Origin of the sequence: Aeromicrobium sp. YIM 150415 (assembly GCF_016918125.1) — a bacterium.
GTDB classification, from domain to species: Bacteria; Actinomycetota; Actinomycetes; order Propionibacteriales; family Nocardioidaceae; genus Aeromicrobium; species Aeromicrobium piscarium.
Window position 1 is genome coordinate 24,702 of record NZ_JAERWM010000017.1, and the last position, 24,610, is coordinate 49,311.

The window sequence follows — 24,610 nt, forward strand, 5'->3', positions numbered from 1 at the left end:
GCCCTACTGGCGGCGGGCCGGCCGATCGACGGTGCGTCTAGACCGTCGATCGGCCTCCCATCGCGGCGGCTCAGTCGACTCCGAGCCCTTGAGCTGATCCCAGGAGAAGCTCGCGGTAGGCATCCCAATCCACCAGGTCCGCACCCTGCAGATAGGCCTCACGGAGATCGTCCAGATCTTGCTCGTCGTCAGTCTCCGCGTCGATGATCGGTGCCACCTTGGCCGCCCAGTCACCGATGACGGCATTGAAGTCATCGGCCATGGCCTGTGCATCATCAACCCCCGCCGGTGCCCCGGAGACCGCACCATCGAGCCACTCGTCCTCGAAGCTGTCCAGCACCTCGTTCAAGGACGTGGCGTCGTTCCACTCGATGCCGAGCTCCTCGCTCTGCTCAGCGAAGGCCTTGAAGCCTTCGAGTCGAGCTCGATTTCGATCGATCTCATACTCGGCCCACTCGTCCAGAAAGATCTGCCGCGCTTCTTCAGGCAGTTCATTCCACCGATCCAGGTTCATTCGCATCCCGAAGCCGGTGGTCGGGGCGAGATTCACCGGCACGAAGTGCTTCGCGACTTCGGTCAAGCCGAGCGACATGAAGTTCTCGCCTCCTTCACCGGCCATCGCGCAGGTGATCGTGCCCCGCTGCAACGCTTCGAAGATCTCCGAAGGCGGGAGGTCGACCGGTTCCATCCCCAGGGCGCGCACTTGGGCGGCGCTATAGGCACCCTCGATGCGCACCCTGGCGCCCTTCGCATCGTCGATATTCGTGATCGGCTCACTGCACAACAGCGGAGCGTGGCCCGACGCCCCCGCGTAGACGGTGCGACTATTCGCCTCTTCGTGTTCGCCGATGAGGGTGTCGTTGGTCTGCCAGAACTCGTTCGAAGCCGGTCGCATCGTCAGGAGCGTCAGCGGATACTGAGGCGGCGCGGAACCCGAGAATGAGGTCGTGAAGGCCGAGATCGGGAGCTCGGACTCGTATCGCGACACCGTCACCTGCGCCATGTCCGCGACGCCATCGCTCAGCCCTGGATAGGCCTCCGTCAGTAGCGAGTTCGCGAAGAAGGTCTCGAACGTCACCTTGCCATCCGTCGCAGCCGTGATTCGATCGAGATAGCTCTGGAGGGCTTCTCCGGCACCGCTCGCCGCGGGTACCTCTTCGTTGATGCGGAGCGTCACCGGCTCCATCTCCTCGATGGTGCCGCCGCCTCCGGTCCCCCCACCCCCGCAGGCCGCTAGAGTCAACGCCATCGCTGAGAGCGTGGCTGGCATTACATACCGCAGGGACCTCATCCTCGGGCCTTTCCCTTCGAACAACATCGGATCAAGCTTCAGCACAACTATAGGATCAATTAAACACAGTTAGCAAGGATCATTTGTGTCCCAGGCCACATCACCTCTCGGCAAGGGACCCGCGTGTCCGTCCCTCGCCGGTATCTACGTGCTTCCGCGCTCCTACAGCGAGAGCCAGACGTTCTTGCGCCGACTGAACTCCTCGATACCGACGCGGCCGCCGATGCGGCCGGTGCCGCTTTTCTTGACCCCTCCGAACGGCATCGAGGGAGATAGGCCACCCATGCCGTTCACCCAGACCATGCCGACATCCAGTTCGGCGGCGAGCCGGTGGGCTCGGCGGACATCGGCAGTCTGCACATAGGCCGCCAGTCCGAACTCGGTGTCATTCGCGAGACGTAGAGCTTCTTCCTCGTCACGGAACCCGAAGACCGAGAGCACAGGTCCGAAGACCTCGTCTCGAGCGATCTCCGAACGCGGATCAACATCGGCGAAGACGGTGGGCTCCACATAGAATCCGTCGGCGAGGTCTCCACCGGGACGATCCCCCCGGGCCACCAGCGTCGCCCCGTCTGCCTTCGCCCGCTCGATCATGCCGAAGATCCGGTCTCGGGCACTGCTCGTGATGACCGGACCGAGGACCGTATCGGGCTCCATCGGATCCCCGAGGCGAAAGCCCGTCACACCGGCGCGGATCCGCTCGAGCACCTCGCTGCGGATGCTCTCCTCGACCAGCAGCCGAGTCCCGTTGTAGCACCCTTGACCGCTAACGGTCATACATGAGCGCAATGCCACCTCGACCGCTTGATCGAGGTCGGCATCGGCGAAGATCACGTTGGGACTCTTCCCGCCCAGCTCGGTGGCGACCGGCGTCAGGTTCACCGCGGCAGCCTGGATGATCTTCGTCGCGGTCGCGCCGCTGCCGACGAAGTGGATCTTGTCGACGCCCGGGTGCGACACGAGGGCGGCGCCGAGCTCTCCATCGCCCGGGACCACATTGACGACGCCGGGAGGAAACCCGACTTCGAGCGCGAGCTCGGCGAACCGCAACGGAGTGAAGGGAGTCAGCTCCGGAGGCTTGACGATGATGCAGTTGCCCGCAGCGAGCGCCTGGGCGGCGAACTGCGCGACCGTCGCTGTAGGGCTGTTCCAGGGGATGATCCCGGCGATGACGCCATACGGTTCAAGTACGGAGTAGTCGATCGCCGGCACCGGCCAGACGGGATTCACATCGCCGGTCAACTTGTCGGGCCAACCGCTGAAGTACTCGAGATTGTCCCGCGCGACCTGAGGGAATCTGGAGGCCACTGCGAACGGCGTGCCGTTCTCGATGACCTGCATCGTCGCGAACTCCTCCGTAGCGGAGTCGACGGCCGCTGCGAGGGCAAGCAGCAATCGCCGTCGTTCTGTGACCGGCACCCGCCTCCATTCCTCGAACGCCGTCCGAGCAATCGTGACGACGGAGTCCACATCGCTCGGGGAGGCGAGCGGTACGGTCACCGTCGTACGGCCGGTGGCGGCATAGACATGGTCAAGACTGCGCTCGCCTGAGAGGCGCAGGCGACCCGTTCCGACCAGCGGTGCGGGGTCGACGAGCACGTCGGTGTCGAGATGGGTATCCGGCACAGCGACTCCTTAGGAAGGGAAGCTACATGATAAAAACAAGATAGTAACATGCCTATAGTGGTGTGCTTCGACTTTTCAGACGAGCTAGGGAACGGGGACAGATCAGTGGATTTCGACTTCGTCATCGTGGGATCCGGTGTCGGCGGCTCAGTGCTCGCCGAACAACTCTCGGCTCGATCGAAGGCACGGGTCCTCGTCATCGAGGCTGGGGGATCCGATCGGTACCCGATTCATCGAGTACCGAAGGGCTTCTTCTTCACCATGCACTCCGACCGGTACGCCAAGAAGTTCACGACCGCCCCCTTCGGCCCCAATGGGGCGACCGACTCCTGGTGGCGCGGACGGGTCATGGGCGGTTCGACGACCATCAACGGCCTGGTCTGGAATCGTGGCTGGGCGGACGACTACGACAGCCTCGTCACCGCAGGCAACGACGGTTGGGGTTGGGAGACCTTTCTCAGTGCCTATAAGTCCCTGGAGTCCTTCCCGCTCGGCTCCTCAGAACTACACGGCGTGGACGGACCGGTCAGCGTCGAGGTCAGTTCTCCCGCAGAACAGGTCTCCGAGGCCTTCATGGACTCCGCTTCAGCGATCGGCGCGAGACGAGTCGGCGATATCAACGGATCGGATGAGGTGCGCACGGGCTACGCCCAGTTCTCCACCAAGCGCGGCACCCGCGTCAGCGCGTCCAGGGCATTCCTCCGTCCGGCGCTGAGACGGCGCAATGTGGAGATCCTGACCGACGCGGAGGTCGGCCGTATCCTCTTCGACGGCAACCGCGCTACCGGTGTCCTGGTTCGTCACCGAGGTCGCCGGCTCGAGATCCGCGCTAGGCGCGAAATCCTCGTCTGCGGCGGTTCCCTCGACTCCCCCTTGTTGCTCGAGCGTTCCGGGATCGGTCGCGGCGACGTGCTAGCGGCTGCGAGGATCCCTCTCGTCGTGGAGAGCCCCAATGTCGGGGAGAAGCTCAACGAACACCGCGGCCTGAGGTTCATGTACACCATGAAGGGCGCTGCCGGCTTCAACTCGCTGGTCGACTCCACGGCGAAGCGCATGTATCAAGGCGCCAAGTACCTCGTGAGACGCGATGGAATCATCGCCCAGGGCTCCGCCACCTGCCTGGTCTACTTCAAAGCTGACGAGAGCGCCGACCGACCCGACACCATCGGCTTCTTCAACCCGATCTCCACGAAGGCTCCGACGCTGCACAATGACGCACTGGCCGTCGACGACCGACCGGGCCTCATGCTCGCGGCCTACCCGCTACGACCCACCAGCCGGGGCAGTATCCACGTCACCGGTGCGAACCCTGATGATCCACCGGTGATCAACCCGAACTTCCTCAGCACGGAAGAGGACCTTCGGGTGATCGGGAAGGTGGGACCCCGGGTGCGAGAGTTGTTCGGATCCGGAGCAGTCTCCCACCTGCTCGACGAGGAACGTGCGCCTGGCGCGCAGACCGTGACAGAGACTCAGTTCCAGGATCTCGGACTGGCGGGCGGTGCGTCCGGATACCATCCTCTCGGCACCTGCGCCATGGGGCCCGAATCCGATGATGTGGTCGATGCCCGGCTACGCGTGCGCGGGGTCGAGGGCCTGAGAATCGTCGACGCCTCGGTCTTCCCTCATCAGCCCTCCGGCAACACCTCGGCGCCGACCCATGCGCTCGCTTGGAATGCCGCTCGGCTGATCACCGAGGATGCGTGAGGCTGGGCCGGGATGGCCCGCCCAGCCTGACGGACTCAGTCGCGGGTGATCTCGTCTCTCACCCGCCGAGTCTCCTTCCATCTCAGGGAGACTCGGCGCTCGGCGATCCGCCAGCCTGCTTCGGTACGCACGAGTTCGTCTTCGTATGCCCCGCCGCCGGAGGTCCGAATGATCTCTCCCTCGCTTCCGCTTCGCCGTCCGGTCTCCATCTGAAAATGAGAGAAGGCTGTCGCGTGATCGCCGGCCAGCGTGATGACGGTGTTGACCACGGGATGCTGGGCGAACAACCAGTCCGGGTCGGGTCGGCTGAGTCGCTCACGCATCTCGTCTCGGGTCTCTCGTTTGCCGCCCATGGCCGTGAAATCGATGATCCCGGCGGCCGTGAAAGCGAGATCCCAGTGGTCCCAGCGCCGCTCATCGAGACCCGTAGCATAGCGGCGTATCGCCTCCTCGATATCGAGTCGGTCTCGCAATTCATGGTCGGGCATCCGCCCCTCCTCCGAGGTAGTTCCGCTACAGCTCAGTCGGCCCAGGCAATCGAGAAATACTGCGTCTCCAGGAACTCATCGAGACCGGCCCGCGCGCCCTCTCGACCGATCCCGCTCTGCTTCATCCCACCGAACGGCGCCGAGGGATCGGACACGAGTCCCCGGTTGATTCCGACCATCCCCGCGTCGATGCCTTCAGCGAGTCGCATAGCCCGACCCAGATCGCCGGCGATGACGTAGGCGGCGAGCCCCATCTCGGTGTCGTTGACCATACGCAGGAGTTCGCGCTGATCGTTCCAAGTCACGATCGGCGCCACCGGTCCGAACACCTCAGTGGCCACCACTCTGGCGTCAGCCGCCACGTCCACCAGCACGGTCGGCGGGAAATAGAAGCCCCCGTCCTGCGGAACCATCGCCCGACGGCCCACCCGCGCGCCGGCAGCGAGGGCCTGGTCAACGAGATCGCCGATCTCGGCGACCGCACGCTCGGAAATCAGGGGCCCCACATCGTGGCCACCGCTGGCCGGGCCCACGCTGAGTTTCTCGACCGCGTCCCCGAACCGTTGAGCGAACTCCGTCGCGACGTCGACGTGTACGTAGAATCGATTCGCTGCCGTACAGGCCTGACCGCTTCCACGGAACTTTGCGGTCATCGCCGCTTCGACAGCGACATCGAGGTCTGCGTCGTCGGTGATCACGAACGGCGCATTGCCACCGAGTTCCATCGAGGTGTTGAGGATGCGATCCGCCGAGCGCTTCAAGAGCACCCGCCCGACCTCCGTCGAGCCGGTGAAGGAGAGCTTGCGAATCCGCGGATCGTCCAGCCAACTCGACACCAAGGCACTCGATCTCTTGGTCGGGACCACGTTGACGACCCCTCGCGGCAGGCCCGCCTCGACAAGGAGGCGGGTGATCGCCAGCGTCGTCAACGGAGTCTCCGAGGCCGGTTTCAACACGGCCGTGCAACCGGCCGCGAGAGCCGGTGCGAGCTTTCGGGTGGCCATCGCCGCCGGGAAGTTCCACGGCGTCACCAAGGCGACGACCCCGACCGGCTTGTGTGTCACAACGGTTCGGGTATCGCCGCCAGGAGAGCGTCCGAAGTCACCCGCACTCCGCACTCCTTCCTCCGCGAACCAGCGAAAGAACTCGGCGGCGTAGGTGACCTCGCCGCGGGCGTCCGCGATGGACTTGCCGTTCTCGCTACTGATAAGCGCGGCAAGCGACTCACGGTCTCGGATCATGAGCTCGAAAGCCCGCCGCAGGATCTCCGAGCGATCTCGCGGCGCCATTGCTGTCCATCCGGGCAAGGCGGCGGCTGCGGCATCGACGGCCGCACGGCCGTCGAGTTCGTCACCATCGGAGATACGTGAGATGACGGCGCCTGAGGCAGGATCGAGGACGTCGAACTCACCTGAGCGTCCGGCGCGCCAGTCGCCGTCGATGAACAGATCCGTTCTCGCCGCTGTGGGCTGCTCTTCCATGCTACCGTCCCTTGAAAAGGATTAGAACATATCTTAAAGAAGAGTACAGCTTCCTCCCCGTGACCCCCTAGCCACCCTTCAGGATCAGGTACCAGCGGCTGCAACGGCGCGTTGATTTGGAGGAGCCTCGGAGTTGCAGAACAATGCAACATGGCTACTTGTCCCACGTAAGCAATGAGAACAGAATTCAGCAGCTATGCAGAACTCACGCGCCGACTCCATCTCCGCCGCACTCGAACGTCTCGCACTCACGCTGGGCGACTCAGGTGCCGTACCCGTACCGGAGCTGGTTCGCGCGCTCGAACGTGCCGCCGAACGCCTGCGGACCGACTCCACCCCAGGGCAGCTCCCGATCGACCTCGTGACCCAGGCCGAGGCCTCCCGGGCGGTGGGGGTGAGCCGTCAAGCGGTCAACCAGTGGGTACGGAATGGAATCATCGGCTCCTACTCGCCCACAGAGAACCACAACAGGCACGGGCCCAAAGTCTCCCTGGCGGAGGTCGCGATCGCAGCCAACCGTCGCTCCCGTGACACTCCATTCTCCAGCGGTCTCCGGCGAGAACTCCTCGAGTTCCTCAAACTCATCGAAACCGGCTCGACGGCACCACTGGCCGCCGAAATCCAAGAGAGAATCGAAGACGACAGTCACGACAGCCACTCTCCACAGCAGATCCGGGTCCTCGGTGAGTTCGTCGTCGCGTCCATGGGCCTTGGGGACCAGCAACACGAATTCACACCTCACGGACTCGAGCTGCTCGCCGGACTCGAGCCGTCCCTGACCATCGACGCGGAATCCCCGTTCGGCCAACTCGCCGGGTCGCTCAGGCTGCTCGTGCGGTCCGCCGACGGAAGCGCCGGATTCGACTCGCCCGCGCTCGCGCTGTTGGCGCTACTCGGGTGCGCCACCGTCGGTGCGCAATACTCCGGCGAGGATGCGGAGGTAGGACACAAGATCGCGCGGGTCGCCCACGAGGTCTGGGGCAATCAATGGGTGACACGGCTTCTCGACGCCGTGTTCCACCTCAGTGAACTCAGACCGACCCCCCTCGCCCGCTTCACGGCGTCGTTAACCTATCTGGACCACAACCGTTTCCTGCGCAGAGCGCAGGCTTCAGGCGTCAGCATTTCGTACTCGCGGGGGCCCGGCTCCGTGCTGCTCCGGCGCTTCTATGGCGCGCCGATCTTGCACGATCTGATGGCCGGTTCCAAGCAGGGCGACGACGTGTGGACGTTCTCCCCCCAAGCGGCTTCGCTGGGACGTCCGGCGGACTTGGACAGCGCGGTCAACCCCTTCCGCGTCTTCAACTACGAGTACGGCCTCCTCGACCCATCGATCCACGGGGTTCGGCGCTACTGCTTCTCCACCACGGATGCTCGGCGCGATCTGCACACGTACACGGCCGCTCTCTCCGCGCAGGAAAGGCATCGGTACGTCGAGCACAGCGTGGAGGTACTGACTCGTACGCTGCTCCAGCCGAGTATCGAGCTGAGCGCCATCGACTCGGCCGAGAACTTCGACTGGTGGAAGGACCACATCATTCGCTCCTCGCAGCAGGAGGTGCTTCTGGGCTTGCGAGATGAACGTGCCCGCAAGGTGGCACATGCCTTGCTGGTATCCACCAAGTTGCTGCCTGATGTCGTCGAGACTGCCGATACCAACGGAGCTTTGCGGGACCGCCTCCGGATCTACGTCAAGAATCTTGAGTTTGGTGTCATCGATGCCCGCTATCTTGACGACATCCGGCGCGGCGTCACTCGTGTCATCAAGAGAGGTGGGCTACCGATGAGCGAGTCCGAAGCACGCGCAGTGGCCGAGAACGAGATCCAAGCGATGCTGCGGTGATCAATGATGTCACCTTTTTGAGGTGACATCGTCTTCGTCAGCTCGATGCCGTGGGGTCGGGGGCGACCTGCACCAGTTGCTTACCGAGATGCCGCCCTTCGAGCATCGCGAGGAAGGCGGCGGGAGCCTGTTCCAGTCCGGCAGCGACCTCCTCGTGATAGACCAGCTGATCATTGCGGATAGCTGTGGAGACCTCTTTCTCGAACTCCGGACGCACCGCTTCGAAATCGGTGAACACGAATCCTTTCAGCGTGATACTGCGCGTCACCAGGCCTGACATCAGCGCGGCGATGTCACCCGTGCTGGCCTCGTCACTGTTATAGGCACTGGCCACACCGCTGACAGGGACCCTGGCGTAGCGGTTCAGACGGTGCTCGACGGCAGACCAGACCCGGCCCCCGACGTTCTCGAAGTAGATATCGATGCCGTTGGGGGTAGCCGCCGCCAATCGGTCCTCGAAGTCCGGCGCGCGGTGATCAATGGCCTCGTCGAAGCCGGCGTCCTCCAGCCAGCTGACCTTCGCCTTCCCACCGGCGATACCAACGACACGGGCGCCGCGATGTCGTGCAAGCTGTCCGACGGTGGCGCCGACAGTTCCAGTGGCAGCCGCGACCACGAGCACCTCACCCGGTTGAGGTCTACCGATCTGCGTCAACCCGCCGTAGGCGGTGAGTCCAGGCATCCCGAGCACACCGAGCGCAGTCGAGATCGGAGCGCGATCAGGATCGATCCGTCGCACCTGTCGCGCGTCCGCTACGGCATATTCCTGCCATCCGGAAGCGGACAGCACCAGGTCGCCTTCAGCCAACTCGGAGCTTCTGCTTTCGACCACCGCCGCAACGGTGCCGCCCTGCATCACCGTTCCCAGAGGTACTGGCGGCGATGACGAGGCATGGGAGACCGAACTGCCCATACGACCCCGCAGATAGGGATCCAACGAAAGGTAGACCACACGTAACAGCACTTGTCCGAGACCGGGGCTAGGACAGGGCGGGCTGTCGAAGGAGAAGTCATTCAGCGAGGGCGAACCCGTCGGACGCGACGCCAAAAGCACGCGGCTGTTGGAGGTCATGCTATTCGGTTCGGCGACCGCCAACTGCGCCGTCAGCCGGTGCCGCTTCCTTCAGCGGCTCGCCGAGCAGCTCGTCGATCTGACGGCGAGCGATCTCCAGACGTCGCGCGTACTCGTCACGCTCCGCGGAGACCCGTGCACTCTGTTCAGAGTCCCCCGCGGGACGTGCGGCAGCCGTAACCGTCAACAATTCCTGTACAAGGGCTTGTGCCAACAGCTTGTAGTCGAGCTCGATCGGCGGGAGACCTGGGGATGCAAGGGTTGTCGTGGCTCCTGTCTGACTACTGGCGGACTCGCCGCCCGTGGCCACCGGCGGGACGCCCAGACCTGTGATGCGATACGTCCGCTTACCCCGGATCTCGCGTTCGATCTCTCCCTCTCGGTCCATGGCCGCGATGAGCTGGATGAAGGCAACCGATGAGCCGCTGTAGCCGACGGCATCTTTCAAGACGCCCGTGGCGTAGCCCGAAGGCTCGACGATAGGCCCATGACTAGCCAGATACTGACGAATTCGCGTGCGTGCGGTTCGATCCCTGGACATTGATCCTCCGTGATGTTGACCCTTGCCGCCCGAAACCGAGGGAGACCCAAGCTTCGCGGATACGGCATTTCAGGACTACTGGAACATAGTAACACACTACTAAAGAATTTCCGCGTGATGTGGGCCAGCACACCATGCACGGAAGCCTCGCTGGCAACCGCAGGCAGCGGTTGTGTCCGAGACATTTCGGCGCGACCCCATTGCGGCATGAAATATGTCAATGGCGTCACTTGACTATCCGTCTTCAGCGGCCGTAACCTTTGTGACGACGGACACAGCGACCCCGAGGGGACACACGTGATTGAAGAGCGAGTGATCGCACTGGCGCACCGCGCTGCGGAACTCCTACCGGAGGCGCCGGCTGTCGACGATGCATTCGGTTACCTCGCATGGGAAGAGCTCGTCCTGTCAACAGTGGGACGACTCCACTGGGTCAGCGGAAACTCTTTGCCGGTCGCGCTCGAGTCAGACGTGCTCCTCGATCCGAAGACCATCCGGCTCGACGTCATGTCGTTGCTCGCGTTGACATCTCTCCTCGCTTCCGATGCGACGTCCCACCGCTGCGAGAACGCATTGTCGGACGCGGTGGCTGCGGTGCGAGCCTCTACCGCCGCGGCAGCAGCGCACTGACACCGACCGGCTGCGCCGGCCAGGTGTCGAGATCGTGTACCGGCCGAGCGACTCAAGCTGTACCCTTCGCCCTCTCCCAGAGCGGCATCTTCTGGGGAGCTCGGTTCTGCTTGACGAGACTGCGCGGCTCCCCCGATGGGTGATCGAGGGGAGCTGCGCTTCTGTCACGGCGGCTGTGGAGGGGCGCGTTGCCAAGCTCGGCAGACGACGCCCTCACGCCGCATAATCGTCGGACGGAGTGGCGAGGCCCATGTCGATCACGACGCATGACGTCGGTTCACAACGAACGCGCAGCCGCTAGCGGCGGCCGCCGTGGGCCTTCACCGAACGAACCGCGTGCATGGACATTCTCCTGCGACGCTTCGTCGGGCCGACCGCTGTCTTTCGGAGACAGAACCTAGATCGCGGCCTCCGCGGCACTAGGCTCTGTCCCGCGCCAACGCTCCGATGGACGACGAATCTCGACATCCGGAGCCGGCAGACCGAACTCCGCCGCGACCTGAACGGTATCGACTCCGGGAATCGAAATATTGTCCGTGCTCGCGGCATCGCTGAGCTTCAGCACGACACCAGCAACCTCGATCTCACGGGAGATATCCGGATCCTTCAGCTGGAGCCGCATCCGACGCGCGACCGCCTGCGGGTGGGAGAACGCCTCCTCGATATTCAGGACGATCGCGCCGGGCAGTTTGAGAGAGTAATAGAGCTCCTCCCACTCCTGGGCGGTGCGCACAAGGAAGCTCGGTTCCACCAGCTCGTAGAGAGCCTCGTCATTGGCCCGCCGCAAGGGCTCAGTGGCGAACCTCGGGTCGTCGATCCACTCGGGATGCCCTGCGGCTCGACAGAAGGGCGCCCAGAACTGCGGCGTGATGCAGATCGTGAACCACCTGTCGTCAGCTGTGCGGAAGACCCCGAACGGCAGTGAGCCTGTCCCTCCACGCCGCGGCTCGGGGAGGAACTCCTTACCTACGGTCACCGCCTGCGGGGCACGGTAAGAAAGGAGGGCCACTTGCGAGTCCAGCAGACTGATGTCGAGTTTCTGTCCATGACCATTCAGGTCCCGGAGTCTTAGTGCCGCCAGTGTTCCAAGAGCAGCGAACATCGCTCCCGTCAGCCCACCAATCGGGTTACCCCACCGAATCGGCACGTCCGGCCGAGTGTGATCGACGCTGACGCTCATACCGCCCCCGAGGGCCTGGATCGCATTGTCGAATGCGGGATAGGAGCTCCAAGGTCCGCTGTGACCGAAACCGGTGATCGACGTCGAGATCAGTTGTTCGTTCACCTCGCGCAGCGAGTCGTAGTCGAGCCCCAGCCGACCCAGCACACCTGGCCGATAATTATCGAGCACCACATCAGCGTGGGAGGCTAGGCCCAGGAGAAAATCGCGGCCTTCCTGAGTCTTGAGGTCCGCGATGACGCTGCGCTTGCCTCGGTTGAGTCCTGCACGGAACGACGCCTCACGGCTCTCATCCGGGTAGGGCTCCACCACCTGTCCGTAGGGCCTCTCTACACGGATGACGTCCGCACCGAAGTCGGCGAGCAGCTGCGCCGCGAACGCCTTGCTCGGCTCGTCACCGTTCATCTCCAGCACGGTCACGCCTCTGAGAGGCCCACCGGAGCTTTTCACCTCCCTGCCTGACGCTGAAGGAGCTGACCGGTCGCACAGTGGGATGCCGCCGTTGGGATCCCCGGCATGGACGATGCCGTCCGATCCCAGTTGTTCGAGCTGGCTCGGCTCCAACCCCAGGAGGCTCTGAAGAACCAGTGCCGTGTCGGCACCGACCTGTCGTGGTGCACGCCACGTAGCCGGGTCGCTGAAGCGCAGCGCATCGCCCGCCACCGTCGCCGTCCGTCCGAACTCGTCGGTGATGTCGACCGACATCCCTCGATCCCGGACCTGAGGGTGCACGAAGACATCCGCGACGCTGGTCACCTTGCCACAGACCACACCGGCGGCCATGAGGTGCTCCTGCCACCAGTCCGCCGAACGTGCCTTGAACACCTTCTGGAGTTCTGCGACCAGCGCATCTCGATGAGCGTGACGCGCTGGGCCCGTGCTGAAGCGTTCATCTGCAAGGAAATCCGGTCTTCCCATCACCTCGGCCGCCGCTGGCCACATGCGTTGGCTGATACAAATCGCCACCCAGCCGTCGGCACACTCGAAGTTTCCGAAGGGAACCGTTCCTTGACCACCCTCGAACGGAGCGGGAAGCGGCTCCTCCCCGAAGGTCAGCGCTTGAGGTACCCGATAGGTATTGAGCGCGAGCATCACATCGAGCATGGAGACGTCGATGTGCTGTCCGACGCCTGTTCGGTCGCGCTCGATAATGGCGCCCACCGTACCCATCGCACTGAAAATGCCTGCATACAGATCCCCGATAGGAATGCCCCAGCGGACCGGGGGCTGATCGGGCGCGAGACGCGTATAGTTCATCGTCCCGCACATCGCTTGGACGATCGGGTCATAAGCAGGCATGGTCGACCACGGACCGTCGCCACCGAATCCGGTCAGCGAACAGGTGACGATCGACGGATTGTGCTCGGCCAAGGTCGCGCGGTCGATGCCCAGCCGAGTGGTCACTCCCGGGCGGAAGTTATCGAGCACCACGTCTGCTTGCGCAACCAACCCGTAGAACAGCTCACGGCCACGCTCAGACTTCAGATTGATGCTGACCGAGTGCTTATTGCGGCTCAGCCCCCAATTGAACGCTTCGTCCTCGCTCAAGCGACTCGGGTCGATCGCGGCAGGATCCCCCGTCGGCACCGATTCAATGCGTATCACCTCCGCGCCGAGGTCCGCGAGGAGGAGAGAGCCGAAAGGTCCAGAGACCACTCGGCAGAGGTCGAGGATCCGAACACCTGCCAACGGAGCGTTGGCCGAGCCGGAACGAGTCGCTGCACCATTCATGATAAGTACACAGTAGAGTTTCTCAGCAAAGAACACAACTACAAGCAAACTTCAATACCACTTGAAGATGATACGATGTCCTCCGCTTCACCTGCGCCTTGATCCGGATCCGTCACTCCCCGCTCCCCATGCGGCGTTCAGTGCTCGGATCCCAGTGATTACGGACGCAGTTCGAATCTATCCAGACAGATTCTCGCCTGTCTCTCGCCAGTTCAGGCAGACCGAGAGTACGAACGGGGCACGTAATGGCGGCCCGGGGATGCCCGGATTTCTATAATGTTCATACTGTGGCTTACATCACTGGATGCTTGGGTGAGCATCCAGTGACACTCATTAGCGGGTACCTTCGGCCGACGTCAGTTTCGCGGCGCGGCGCGGCACCGACAACCGAAGGTGTACCGCGGCTGGTGTTGTGGTTTCGGGCGGCTTCGTCGGACGCCTCCAGCCGGTCCAACCATGCCTTGGCTTGGGCAATCGATGGCGCAGCTCCCACCCGATACGGAATCTGCGGGGACCACGGCCACCATGGCGGAGGTCAAGGATAGTTTGAGCTCAAGGCCGATGATGACACGCAACAGATCGTTCATGGTGGCCATTAAGGCGACATGGACCCCTTGGGTCCGAATGCGCAAGCGGTGTCAAGGCGTCACAAGACTGTTCATGGAACGATACCGAGAATCCCAGCACGTCCAATTCTCGTCCATCTCGTCATGCTTCTCTCCCTTGCTAGGGACCGAGAACCATGTCTGACCTGCGGTTGATGGAGCCGCCTGTCGGAATCGAACCGACGACCTTTTCATTACGAGTGAAATGCTCTACCGACTGAGCTAAGGCGGCGCGGTCGACAGGGATCGCCCGTCGAACCACCGCAACTCTACCCGCCACCCCGCCCGCACTCCACCGAGGGGGTGACTTCGTAGAATCGGGGCGTGGACGACGACATCCGCGCCGAACTCGACGAGATCCGCGCCAGCATCGACAACATCGACGCCGCCCTGGTGCACCTGCTCGCCGAGCGCTTCAAGTGCACCAAGCGGGTCGGCCGGCTCAAGGCCGCGCACCAGCTCCCGCCAGCCGATCCGGACCGCGAGGCGCGGCAGATCCGGCGCCTGCGCGAGAAGGCCCTCGAGGCCGACCTCGACCCGGCCTTCGCCGAGAAGTTCCTGAACTTCATCATTGACGAGGTCATCCACCACCACGAGGCCGCCGCCCGCGACACCACCGCCTGACCCGTCACGCAGCGATGGCGGACTTCAAGAATGCCGGTGATGATGCACCGGGGTCGCCCTAGCAGCCACAGCGCATCGTCATCGGTCACGGGCCCGTTCGCCCACGATCCTCCGCTGCCGAGGACTATTCGCCGCAGACGAGGCCGTCGTCGGGCACCGTGCCGTCGACCAGGTAGGCGTTGATCGCGTCGTCGACGCAGGCACTGCCCATGCCGTAACCGGTGTGGCCGTCACCCTCGCGCGTCACCAGCACCCCGGAGTCGAGCTCCTTGGCGAGCGACTGCGACCACTCATAGGGCGTCGCGGGATCGCGCGTGGTGCCCACGACCACGATCGGGTCGGCGCCCTCGGCCGTGACCGGCTCCTGCGGGTTCGTCGACTCGATCGGCCAGTCGGCGCACGCCATGACACCCCAGCCCAGCGCCCCGCCGAAGACCGGCGACGCCTCGCGGAACTGCGGCAGCCACTCCGACTCGACCTCGTCGACCGTGACGTCGACCGGTCCGTCGAGGCAGTTGACCGCATAGATCACCTGACCGGAGTTGCTCTGGAACTCACCCCGCGCGTTGCGGTCGAAGTAGATATCGGCGAGCTGGAGGAAGACCCCCGGATCGTCGTCGCCGAGCGCCGCCTCGAAGGCCGCCGTCAGATAGCTCCACGACTCCTTCGCATAGAGCGTCACCGCCACGCCGTAGAAGGCCAGGCCCTCGGTCAGCTCACGGCCCCCGCCCGAGACCAGCGGTTCCTGCTCGAGATCGGCCATGAAGCCGGCGACCGTGTCCAGCGCCTCGTCCTCGTTCGAGCCCAGCGGGCAGTCGCCATCGGCCACGCAGCCGGCGATATAGGCGTCCAGAGCGCGCTGGAATCCCTCCGCCTGCCCGAGCGAGACCTCGATCGAGCTGAGGGCCGGATCGAGGCCGCCGTCGAGCACCATCCGACCCACGTGGTCCGGGAACATCTCGGCGTACTGCGCCCCGAGCTGCGTGCCGTAGGAGGCGCCAAACCAGTTGAAGGTCTCCTCACCCAGCGCGGCCCGGAGGACATCGTGGTCCTGGGCGACCTCCGCGGTGGACACGTGAGCCGCAAGGTCCCCGGAGTTCTCCCGGCACGCGTCGCCCATCGCGACGATCCCGTCGCGCGACTCTTCGATCTCCTCGGGAGTCTCCGGATCCGGATCGAGCCCGATGAAGGCATCGAAGTCAGCATCGTCGAGGCATTGCAGCGGCGTGCTCTCCCCGACACCGCGGGGATCCACGCCGACGATGTCGTAGGCCTCGCGCACCGAGGACGGGAAACGCGTACCCATCATCAACGCGAAGTCCTGGGCCGAGCCTCCCGGACCACCGGGATTGACGAAGATCGTGCCCTGCCGCTCCCCCGTCGCCTCGACCTTGAGCAGGGCGAGATCGAGGGTCTCACCGCTCGGGTCGTCGTAGTCGACGGGAACCTCGGCCGTGGCGCAGCGAGCATCGCCGCTGTCGCAGGACGTCCAGTCGATCTGCTGATCGTAGAAGGCATCGAGACCCTCGGGAGCCTGCTCGCCGGTGGGCGTGGAGGGCTGGGCGGCATCGTCCTCGCCCCAGTCGCCGATGACATAGACCGCCGCGGCGACGATCAAGGCGAGGACGACCCCGGCTGCGCCCAGGGCGATAGCGGCAGAACGATTCACGGCAAGAACCTCGTCATCATGTGCTCGACGGCCAGGAGCGGGGCGGCATTGGCTTCGAGAGCCTCCCGGCACGCGCCCACGGCATCGATCGCCCCGACGATCGACTCTGGAGAACGCTCGCGCGCCATGGACACGACATCGTCGGTGACATCGGCATTGATCAGATACTGCGTCGAGCCGAGCTGCACGGCCATGACATCGCGGAAATAGGAGAGCAGGTCGAGGAGGACCCCGTCGATGCTGTCGCGGGCCATGCGCTTGCGACGCCGCTCCTGCTCCTTGGTGAGGCTCGAGAGCGCACCCGCGTATCCCGCGGGACGTTTGCCCCGATCTTCGACGCCCCACGACGCCTTCAGATCGGCCTTCTCGCGCTCGTCCGCGGCATCGCAATAGGCATCGGCCCGGGCGTTCGCCTCGGCGTCGATACGCTGCGCGGCACGCAGGCAGTCGCCGAGCGTGCGCAGACTGCGCGGAAGCGCGAGGATGTCAGCCCGGCGCTGGCGTGCCTCGGCATTGCGAGCCAGACCGCGGGCACGTCCGATGTGGCCCTGCGACGCAGCGGCCGCCGCGTGCGCCGCCTCCGCCTCCAGGCCATCGCGCTCCACGAGCAGCCTGGTGATCGCCTCGACCGACGGAGTGCGCAACAGCACGGGCCGGCAGCGCGACCGGATCGTGGTGATGACATCCTCGACCGCCGGCGCACATAGCATCCAGATCGTGCGCGGCGAGGGCTCCTCGACCGATTTGAGCAGGGCATTGGCGGCTTGATCGGTGAGCCGGTCGGCATCCTCGACGATGAGGATCTGCCAGCGACCGACGGCCGGATGAAGAGCCGCCGTACGCACGATCTCCCGCGCCTCCGCGACCCCGATCGAGAGGCCGTCGGTGTTGACGACGGTGATGTCCGGATGGCTGCCGGCGCGCGCGGTCTGGCACGAGCGACACTCGCCGCATCCACCGCGATCGCACTGCAGGGCCGCCGCGAAGGCGACCGCAGCCGTGGATCGCCCGGAGCCCGGAGGTCCGGTGAACAGCCAGGCGTGGGTCATGCCGTGCGCGCTCGCGTCCGGATCGGGTGTCGCGACACTCGCCTCGACCGCACCGCGCAGCGACTCCACCACGACGTCCTGGCCCACCAACTCGGACCACACCCCCGTCAGCACCGTCATGCGGACACCTGCGACAGCCACGGGGCAATGGCCTGTTGGACGGCGATGTGCACGGCTTCAGGATCCTGATCCGCCGGCAGGACGACATAGTGTGCCGGGTCCGCACCGGCCAGCTCGAGGAAGTGCTGGCGCACCCGCTGGTGGAACTCCAGCGGCTCGCTCTCGATGCGGTCGGGCGATCCGGCGCGGCCCAGCCCGACCGATGGATCGATGTCGAGCACGATCGTCAGATGGGGACGCAGACCCGAGGTGGCCCAGCGCGCGATCGGCTCGAGCTCGGCAGCTCGTAGGGCCCGCCCGGCACCCTGGTAGGCCAAGGTCGAGTCGACATAGCGATCGGTCACCACGACCTTGCCCTCGGCGAGCGCCGGGAGCACGACATGGTCGACGTGCTCGGCCTTGTCGGCGATGTAGACCAGCGCCTCCGTCCGCGGGGACAGCTCGCCGGTGGCGGGGTCCAGGAGGATGCGCCGCAGCTGTTGTCCGACTGCGGTGCCTCCCGGCTCACGAGTGACCTCCACCGAACGCCCGTGCTCGGTCAGCCATCCCGCCAGGAGCCGGGTCTGGGTGGACTTGCCGGACCCCTCACCACCCTCGAAGGCGACGAAGACACCCGTCTCGGTATAGAGCGCCGGGGCGGTGGAAGTGTCCATGTCAGCGAGCCTAATGGCCGCCGCCCACAACCGGACGAGGCGGGGACATCCGCCGCCCACTCCTTCGCCGGGCCCTATCCGGACCTCATGGACGGTGGCGGTACCTGGTCAACCTCATGAAAGAGCCTTGGGGTTGACCAGCTACCGCCACACATCACGGAAGGGTTGATGACGTACCGCCACCAGCCGGGGCGACACGACCGTCAGGACTTCTTGGTGGCCTTCTTCGCCGTGCTCTTCTTGGCTGCCGACTTCTTGGCGGTGGTCTTCTTCGCGGCGGACTTCTTGGTGGTCGACTTCTTGGTGGTCTTATTCGCGCCCTTCTTGGCCGGACCCTTGGCACGGCGCTCCGCGAGCAGCTCGACGGCGCGCTCATGGGTCAACGACTCGATGTCGTCGTCCTTGCGCAGGGTGGCGTTGTACTCGCCGTCGGTGACATAGGTGCCGAAGCGGCCTTCCTTGGCCACGATCGGCTTGCCGCTCGTGGGGTCCTCACCGAGCTCCTTGAGCGGCGGCTTGGCGGCCCGGCGCCCGAAGGTCTTGGGCTGCGCGTAGATCGCGCGGGCCTGCTCCTCGGTGAGGGTGAACAGCTGCTCCTCAGACTCCAACGAGCGCGAGTCCGTGCCCTTCTTCAGATACGGGCCGTACCGGCCGTTCTGCGCCGTGATCTCCGTACCGTCCTCGCCGGTGCCCACGACCCGCGGCAGGGTCAGCAGCTTCACCGCGTCCTCGAGGCTGATCGTGTCGAGATCCATCGACGCGAACAGGCTCGCCGTGCGCGGCTTGGCAGCCTTCGGAGCGTCCTCGGGCAGCTTCTCGGTGACGAACGGTCCGAAGCGGCCGTTCTTGGCCGTGATCATCAGACCGGTCTCGGGATGCTCACCGAGCTCGCGTTCAGCGCCCGCGGGATTGGCGAGCAACTCCCGGGCCTTCTCGATGGTCAGCTCGTCGGGCGGCAGGTCCTCGGGCACGTTGGCGCGCACCGGCTGCTCCGTGCCGTCCTTGCCGGTGGTCTTCTCCGGACCCTCCAGATACGGCCCGTACCGGCCGACCCGCAGATGGATGCCCTCGCCGAGGTCGAAGGTGGCGATCTCGCGCGCGTCGATCTCCGGCAGGTTCTCGACCAGGCGCTTGAGTCCCGTGTTGCCCTCACCCTCACCGGCCCAGAACGAGGTCAGCACCGCGACGCGATCCTCACGGCCGTGCGACACCTCGTCGAGGACGTCCTCCAGCTCGGCGGTGAAGTCATAGGAGATGAGCCGGCCGAAATGGCTCTCCATGAGCCGCACGACGCTGAACGCGATCCACGCGGGCACGAGGGCGGTGCCCTTCTTGTAGACGTATCCGCGGTTCTGAATCGTGTTGACGATCGACGCGTAGGTCGAGGGGCGGCCGATCTCGCGATCCTCGAGCTCCTTGATGAGACTCGCCTCGGTGTAGCGCGCAGGCGGCTTGGTCTGGTGGCCGGCGGCCTCCAGGTCGACGGCCGTCACCCGATCGCCCTCGGCGAGCACCGGCAGCTTGGTCTGCTGGTCGTCGTCGGCCGCATCGGGGTCCTCGCTGGACTCCACATAGGCCTTGAGGAAGCCGTAGAACGTGATGGTGCGGCCCGACGTCGAGAACTCGACGTCGCGACCGTCGGCAGCCTCGGTGCCGATGCGGATCGTCACCGATTCGCCCTTGGCGTCGGCCATTTGCGAGGCGACCGTGCGCTTCCAGATCAGTTCGTACAGGCGGAACTCGTCGCCGGACAGGCCGGTCTGCTTGGGGGTACGGAAGGACTCGCCCGCCGGGCGGATCGCCTCGTGCGCCTCCTGCGCGTTCTTGACCTTGCCGGTGTAGACGCGCGGCTTCTCGGGGAGATAGGAATCCCCGTACAGCTCCTTGACCTGCGCGCGGGCGGCCTTGATCGCGGTCTGCGAGAGCGTCACGGAGTCGGTGCGCATATAGGTGATGTAGCCGCCCTCGTACAGGCGCTGCGCCACCGACATCGTGCGCTGCGCGCCGAAGCCGAACTTGCGCGAGGCCTCCTGCTGGAGCGTGGTGGTGCGGAACGGGGCGTACGGACGACGCGTGTAGGGCTTGGACTCGACCGAGCGGACCGCGAAGTCGCGGCCCTCCAGCGCGGTCGCGAGCACGCCGGCGGCGGCCTCGTCGAGGTGCACCACATCGGCCTTGCCCTTGAGCTGACCGTCCGGGCCGAAGTTCGACCCGCCGGCGACCCGCTTGCCGTCGACCGAGGCGATCTTGGCCCCGAAGCGACGCGGCTCATGTCCCTCGCCGGCGTCGAAGGTCGCCTCCAGGTCCCAATAGGAGGCCGAGACGAAGGCCATCCGCTCGCGTTCGCGCTCGACCACGAGGCGGGTCGCCACCGACTGCACGCGCCCGGCCGACAGGCCGCTCATGACCTTCTTCCAGAGCACCGGGCTGACCTCGTAGCCGTAGAGACGATCGAGGATGCGACGCGTCTCCTGGGCATCGACGAGATCCATGTCGACATCGCGAGGCTGGGCGATCGCGCGCTGGATCGCCTCCTTGGTGATCTCGTTGAAGACGATGCGCTTGACCGGCACCTTCGGCTTCAGCTCGTCGAGCAGGTGCCAGGCGATGGCCTCTCCCTCGCGGTCCTCATCGGTCGCGAGGACGAGCTCGTCGGCATCCTTGAGCAGCTTCTTGAGCTTGGTGATCTGTGACTTCTTGTCCGCGGACACGACGTAGACGGGCTCGAAGCCATTGTCGATGTCGACGCCGAGACGCGCCCACGCCTTGCCCTTGTACTTCTCGGGCACCTGGTCGGCGCCCCGCGGGAGGTCGCGGATGTGGCCCACTGAGGAGTCCACGACGTAGTCGTCGCCGAGGTACGCCTGGATGCTGCGTACCTTATTCGGCGACTCGACGATGACGAGTTTGGTCACGAGCCACTTCCTGCCTGATCCCACGCGGATAATAGAGGGGGACGCAGCACACCGTAGCGTGCCGTGTCAACCGCCCCCGCGCAGCCTACGCCTCGACTCCGGACTGTCGGCGCCGCGTGGCAGGATCGGTCCGTGAGCCTAGGGGTGTATCGAGAGCTGCTGAGGATCCCCCGGGTGGGCGTCCTCTTCATCGCCTCGTTCTTCGCCCGTATCCCGATGCTGGCGCTGCCGCTCGTCCTCACCCTCTACATCGTCGAGGGTCTCGGCGGCACCTATGCCGAGGCCGGGATCCTGGCCGCCGTCGAGACCGTGGGGGCAGCCGTGGGGTCCCCGTGGAGGGGCAAGCTGATCGACCGTTTCGGTGTGCGTCGCGCGCTGATCCCCTCGCTCGTCGCGGTGCTCGTCCTCTACCCGATGGTGCCCTTCGTCGGCTTCTGGGGGCTGCTGCCGCTCGCTTTCCTGGCCGGGGTCTTCCTCATCCCGGTGCAGACGATCACCCGGCTCGCGCTGGGGATCCTCACACCGATCACCCAGCGCCGTACGGCGTTCGCGGCCGACAGCGTGGTGGCCGAGGGTGCCTTCATCGTCGGTCCGGCGGTCGGCGGAGTGCTGGTGGTCCAGGCCAGTCCACTCATCGCGCTGTTGGTCGTCGGCGGCTCGACCCTTGTGGCAGGCCTCATCTTCTTCGTCATGGATCCGCCCACCCGCACGCAGGTCGAGACGATCGATGACTCCGCGCCCGCTCCGGTGCGCTGGTTCACGCCCACGGTCGGCTATCTCTTCGCGATCTCGGCGGGCACGATGCTCGCGCTCATGGCGACCGATCTCGGCATCATCGCGGCGCTGCGCGAGTTCGATGCCGTCGGACTCGTCGGGGTGGTCTATGCCGTCTGGGGCGCCGCCTCGCTCGTCGGTGGTCTGCTCTACGGCGCGCAGAACCGTTCCATCCGGCCCACCTATCTCCTGCTCGCGATGGGTCTGCTGACGATGCCGATCGGCCTCGCCGACTCGGTGTGGCTGCTCGCCCTCGCGGCACTCCCGGCCGGACTGATGTGTGCCCCCTCCCTGGCCGCCGCCACGGAATGGATCACGCATCTGGTCGACGAGCGCCGTCGGGGCGTGGCGATGGGCTGGCAGGGCACGGCCTTCACGATCGGCGGGGCGACCGCGGGCCCGGTCGTCGGCTGGTGCATCGACCACTACGGTGCGCTGGGCGGATTCGCCGTCGGCGGTGGGCTGGCGGCGCTGATCGCCGTCGTCGCCCTCATCGGTCAGCGCCTCGGCAGCCAGGACGTCGTCCGCTCCCTCGACTGAGGCCGAGTCGCCCGGGCGGTGAGTAGGCGTCCATCTCCTCGCTCGGGTCCCCGCGCCCCGCGAGTGGTGCACATTCGCCTCGGAAACGCGATTCAGAGGGCAAAATTGCACCACTCGCGAGGGGGACGGTGGGAGGTGGGCTCCGGGGGCGATCCAGGGGAGAGGGGTGAGTTGGGGCTGGGTGGCGAGGGGTCAGCGCGCGGGGTAGAGGAAGCCATCGGCGATGAGCTCGCGCACGACCGGCGCATAGCTAGCGCGCAACTCGGCGCGGTCCTGGCCGAGCAGTGTGGCCAGCGCGTCGAGGATCTGCCCGGCGGTCAGCTCACCGTCACACGCGCTCAGCAACCCCGCCTCGATCGTGTCGAGGCGGGCCGTGCGCCGCGGCCCGTGCTCGAGTCGCACCGTGATCGCCGCCGGGTCCTCGGCCCCCACCGCTCCGTAGGTGACCTGTGTGGCGTCATCGGCCAGCTGCCAGGGCACGGCCAGGACGTCGTCACTCACGTCGAGGGCATCCACACGGCTGCCCCACTGCACCGTCGCCGGGCCCATCGGCTGACCGACATCGCCGGCCCACTCCTCGATCCGCACGGCGGGGACGTCGCGATCGGCCTTGCGCAACGAGATCCAGCCGAAGCCCATCGCCTCGACGCCCTGATCGGCGAACCAGCGCAGCCAGCGCTCGTAGCGGGACACATAGTCAGGCGCACCCTTGTGACCGCCGTCCGCGAGCCACATCTCGGCATAGGTGGCCAGGTCGGCCCGCTCGCGCTGCACGACCCACGCGTCGAGTCCGGTCGGCTCGATCCAGCGGGCGAGTCGTTCCTCCCACGGCTCGCCTTCGGCATGGATCCAGGCCGCCAGGACGTGGCACCAGCCGCCATCGCGCAGATGTGCGGCGGCCCCCTGCACCACATGTCGCACGACATCGTCGCCGGGGAAGGCGGTCTCCCGGTAGACGAGTCGATCCCCGTCCGGTGGTGAGACGACGAAGGGCGGATTGGTGGCGATCAGATCGAAGCGCTCCCCCGCCACCGGCTCGAAGAGGCTGCCGTCGCGCACATCGAGTTCGATCTCGTTGAGCCGGGCGGTGAGGCGCGCCATCGCGAGCGCCCGCGGATTGACATCGGTGGCCACGACCCGCGCTGCGTGCGACGAGAGATGGAGGGACTGGACCCCGCATCCCGTGCCCAGGTCGAGGGCGCTGTCGATCTCGCCCCGGCTCGTCAGCTGAGCCAGCGACGAGGACGCCTCGCTGATGCCCAGGACATAGGCGGGGTCCATAGGCGACAGGCGGCCGTCGAGCCCGGGGGTCAGGTCGCAGACCACCCACCAGTCGTGGTCCTCGTCGCCATAGGGGCGCACATCCACGGCCGCCCGGATCTCGCCGGCTGAGGCGGTGAGGAGGCCCGCGCCCGTCAACGGGCCGAGTAGCTCGCCGAAGACGGTCTCGGCGGCCGCACGGCCGACCGGGACCTGCAGTTGGAACAGCCGGATCAGGGTGGAGAGCCGTCCGCCATCGGCGGTGGCCAGCCGGCCGGGGGTCGTCTCACCGCGGGCGAGGGCATACCAGGCGTCGTCGCCCAGCACGGCGTGAACGGCATCGACGGTGAACCCGTCGAGTCGATCGCGCAGCGCAGCGACCTGCGTGTCGGTGAGCTCGTCGCCGGCGAAGGTCACGCGGAGTCGGCTTGGGCGAGCGCCTCATAGGACTCGTGCAGCCCGAAGACCTTGTCCAGGCCCGTGATGCTGAAGATCCGCAGCAGACGATCGCTCGTGCAGATGATGTCCAGCGATCCGTCCTCGGCACGGACGCGTTTGAGGGCGCCGACGAGGACGCCCAGGCCGGTCGAATCGAGGAACGCGACATTCTCGATGTCGACGACCAGACGTGTATGGCCCGCGTCGATGGCGGCGACCACGGCCTCCCGGAATTTCGGGGCCGTGTAGACGTCAATCTCCCCCTCCACCGCGATGATGTGGTGGGGCGGTGCGGGGCGTTCGGTGAGCGTGAGCTCCATGTCATCCCTTCTCCGACGCGAATCGATGGCTATTCAATCATGCGTCGCCGACC

General features: G+C 65.7%; 18 protein-coding genes and 1 tRNA gene. 5 read left to right on the forward strand and 14 right to left on the reverse strand.

The annotated features are described in order from the left end of the window. Window positions 1-70 precede the first annotated feature (70 nt). Together dctP and JL108_RS11590 are read right to left on the reverse strand one after the other, a co-directional pair. Window positions 71-1,249 carry a TRAP transporter substrate-binding protein DctP gene (dctP, locus tag JL108_RS11585; RefSeq protein WP_205198436.1) on the reverse strand — a complete coding sequence of 393 codons (1,179 nt, stop codon included), beginning with the start codon at window positions 1,247-1,249 and terminating at the stop codon, window positions 71-73. Between the two features lie 204 nt (window positions 1,250-1,453). Then, complete coding sequence (locus tag JL108_RS11590; RefSeq protein WP_205198437.1) at window positions 1,454-2,917, reverse strand: aldehyde dehydrogenase; 1,464 nt, start codon at window positions 2,915-2,917, stop codon at window positions 1,454-1,456. A gap of 105 nt (window positions 2,918-3,022) precedes the next feature. Here JL108_RS11590 and JL108_RS11595 point away from each other — a divergent pair, with 105 nt between their 5' ends. Beyond that, window positions 3,023-4,624 (forward strand): GMC family oxidoreductase, encoded by a 1,602-nt coding sequence (locus JL108_RS11595; protein ID WP_205198438.1) that lies wholly within the window; start codon window positions 3,023-3,025, stop codon window positions 4,622-4,624. Window positions 4,625-4,659: 35 nt separating this feature from the next. On the opposite strand, the gene JL108_RS11600 is transcribed toward JL108_RS11595, so the two are convergent. Together JL108_RS11600 and JL108_RS11605 are read right to left on the reverse strand one after the other, a co-directional pair. Beyond that, window positions 4,660-5,112 carry a nuclear transport factor 2 family protein gene (locus JL108_RS11600; RefSeq protein WP_205198439.1) on the reverse strand — a complete coding sequence of 151 codons (453 nt, stop codon included), beginning with the start codon at window positions 5,110-5,112 and terminating at the stop codon, window positions 4,660-4,662. A gap of 32 nt (window positions 5,113-5,144) precedes the next feature. Next, window positions 5,145-6,593, reverse strand: coding sequence for an NAD-dependent succinate-semialdehyde dehydrogenase (locus JL108_RS11605; protein ID WP_205198440.1), 1,449 nt, complete (start codon window positions 6,591-6,593; stop codon window positions 5,145-5,147). Between the two features lie 196 nt (window positions 6,594-6,789). Here JL108_RS11605 and JL108_RS11610 point away from each other — a divergent pair, with 196 nt between their 5' ends. Continuing rightward, window positions 6,790-8,436 (forward strand): hypothetical protein, encoded by a 1,647-nt coding sequence (locus JL108_RS11610; protein WP_205198441.1) that lies wholly within the window; start codon window positions 6,790-6,792, stop codon window positions 8,434-8,436. A 37-nt stretch (window positions 8,437-8,473) separates the two neighbouring features. On the opposite strand, the gene JL108_RS11615 is transcribed toward JL108_RS11610, so the two are convergent. Together JL108_RS11615 and JL108_RS11620 are read right to left on the reverse strand one after the other, a co-directional pair. Further along, entirely contained in the window at window positions 8,474-9,508 is a 1,035-nt protein-coding gene (locus JL108_RS11615) for an NADP-dependent oxidoreductase (RefSeq protein WP_205198442.1), read from the reverse strand. Window position 9,509: 1 nt separating this feature from the next. After that, window positions 9,510-10,049 carry a hypothetical protein gene (locus JL108_RS11620; protein WP_205198443.1) on the reverse strand — a complete coding sequence of 180 codons (540 nt, stop codon included), beginning with the start codon at window positions 10,047-10,049 and terminating at the stop codon, window positions 9,510-9,512. Window positions 10,050-10,346: 297 nt separating this feature from the next. On the opposite strand from JL108_RS11620, the gene JL108_RS11625 reads away from it, so the two are divergent. After that, entirely contained in the window at window positions 10,347-10,679 is a 333-nt protein-coding gene (locus JL108_RS11625) for a hypothetical protein (RefSeq protein ID WP_205198444.1), read from the forward strand. Between the two features lie 397 nt (window positions 10,680-11,076). On the opposite strand, the gene JL108_RS11630 is transcribed toward JL108_RS11625, so the two are convergent. Together JL108_RS11630 and JL108_RS11635 are read right to left on the reverse strand one after the other, a co-directional pair. Next, window positions 11,077-13,590, reverse strand: coding sequence for a CaiB/BaiF CoA-transferase family protein (locus tag JL108_RS11630; RefSeq protein ID WP_205198445.1), 2,514 nt, complete (start codon window positions 13,588-13,590; stop codon window positions 11,077-11,079). Between the two features lie 761 nt (window positions 13,591-14,351). Then, window positions 14,352-14,427, reverse strand: a tRNA-Thr gene (locus JL108_RS11635). A 92-nt stretch (window positions 14,428-14,519) separates the two neighbouring features. Here JL108_RS11635 and JL108_RS11640 point away from each other — a divergent pair. Further along, window positions 14,520-14,819: a chorismate mutase gene (locus JL108_RS11640; RefSeq protein ID WP_143912641.1), complete on the forward strand. Its 300-nt coding sequence runs from the start codon at window positions 14,520-14,522 to the stop codon at window positions 14,817-14,819. Window positions 14,820-14,943: 124 nt separating this feature from the next. On the opposite strand, the gene JL108_RS11645 is transcribed toward JL108_RS11640, so the two are convergent. From JL108_RS11645 to topA, 4 genes are all read right to left on the reverse strand, one after another. Beyond that, the gene (locus tag JL108_RS11645) at window positions 14,944-16,488 is read right to left on the reverse strand and encodes an alpha/beta hydrolase (RefSeq protein WP_205198446.1); all 1,545 of its coding nucleotides are present in this window, start codon (window positions 16,486-16,488) and stop codon (window positions 14,944-14,946) included. Continuing rightward, window positions 16,485-17,657: a DNA polymerase III subunit delta' gene (locus JL108_RS11650; protein ID WP_205198447.1), complete on the reverse strand. Its 1,173-nt coding sequence runs from the start codon at window positions 17,655-17,657 to the stop codon at window positions 16,485-16,487. The genes JL108_RS11645 and JL108_RS11650 overlap by 4 nt, the downstream gene beginning before the upstream one ends. Next, entirely contained in the window at window positions 17,654-18,310 is a 657-nt protein-coding gene (gene tmk / locus JL108_RS11655; RefSeq protein WP_205198448.1) for a dTMP kinase, read from the reverse strand. Before tmk ends, JL108_RS11650 begins: the two co-directional genes overlap by 4 nt. A gap of 203 nt (window positions 18,311-18,513) precedes the next feature. After that, window positions 18,514-21,225, reverse strand: coding sequence for a type I DNA topoisomerase (topA, locus tag JL108_RS11660; RefSeq protein WP_205198449.1), 2,712 nt, complete (start codon window positions 21,223-21,225; stop codon window positions 18,514-18,516). Between the two features lie 132 nt (window positions 21,226-21,357). Here topA and JL108_RS11665 point away from each other — a divergent pair, with 132 nt between their 5' ends. Further along, window positions 21,358-22,539, forward strand: a complete 1,182-nt coding sequence (locus JL108_RS11665) for an MFS transporter (RefSeq protein ID WP_205198450.1) — start codon at window positions 21,358-21,360, stop codon at window positions 22,537-22,539. Between the two features lie 192 nt (window positions 22,540-22,731). Here the strand turns inward: JL108_RS11665 and JL108_RS11670 are convergent, their stop codons facing one another. Then, on the reverse strand, window positions 22,732-24,216 hold the full coding sequence (locus JL108_RS11670) for a methyltransferase (RefSeq protein WP_205198451.1): 1,485 nt from the start codon (window positions 24,214-24,216) through the stop codon (window positions 22,732-22,734). Then, entirely contained in the window at window positions 24,213-24,557 is a 345-nt protein-coding gene (locus JL108_RS11675) for an STAS domain-containing protein (protein WP_087624060.1), read from the reverse strand. The genes JL108_RS11670 and JL108_RS11675 overlap by 4 nt, the downstream gene beginning before the upstream one ends. Window positions 24,558-24,610 lie beyond the last annotated feature (53 nt).

Bases quoted from the DNA above. Each gene is read 5' to 3' on its own strand.
- dctP (WP_205198436.1), bottom strand. From the start codon at position 1,249: ATGGCGTTGACTCTAGCGGCCTGCGGGGGTGGGGGGACCGGAGGCGGC.
- JL108_RS11600 (WP_205198439.1), bottom strand. From the start codon at position 5,112: ATGCCCGACCATGAATTGCGAGACCGACTCGATATCGAGGAGGCGATA.
- JL108_RS11605 (WP_205198440.1), bottom strand. From the start codon at position 6,593: ATGGAAGAGCAGCCCACAGCGGCGAGAACGGATCTGTTCATCGACGGC.
- JL108_RS11610 (WP_205198441.1), top strand. From the start codon at position 6,790: ATGCAGAACTCACGCGCCGACTCCATCTCCGCCGCACTCGAACGTCTC.
- JL108_RS11615 (WP_205198442.1), bottom strand. From the start codon at position 9,508: ATGACCTCCAACAGCCGCGTGCTTTTGGCGTCGCGTCCGACGGGTTCG.
- JL108_RS11620 (WP_205198443.1), bottom strand. From the start codon at position 10,049: ATGTCCAGGGATCGAACCGCACGCACGCGAATTCGTCAGTATCTGGCT.
- JL108_RS11630 (WP_205198445.1), bottom strand. From the start codon at position 13,590: ATGAATGGTGCAGCGACTCGTTCCGGCTCGGCCAACGCTCCGTTGGCA.
- JL108_RS11650 (WP_205198447.1), bottom strand. From the start codon at position 17,657: ATGACGGTGCTGACGGGGGTGTGGTCCGAGTTGGTGGGCCAGGACGTC.
- tmk (WP_205198448.1), bottom strand. From the start codon at position 18,310: ATGGACACTTCCACCGCCCCGGCGCTCTATACCGAGACGGGTGTCTTC.
- JL108_RS11675 (WP_087624060.1), bottom strand. From the start codon at position 24,557: ATGGAGCTCACGCTCACCGAACGCCCCGCACCGCCCCACCACATCATC.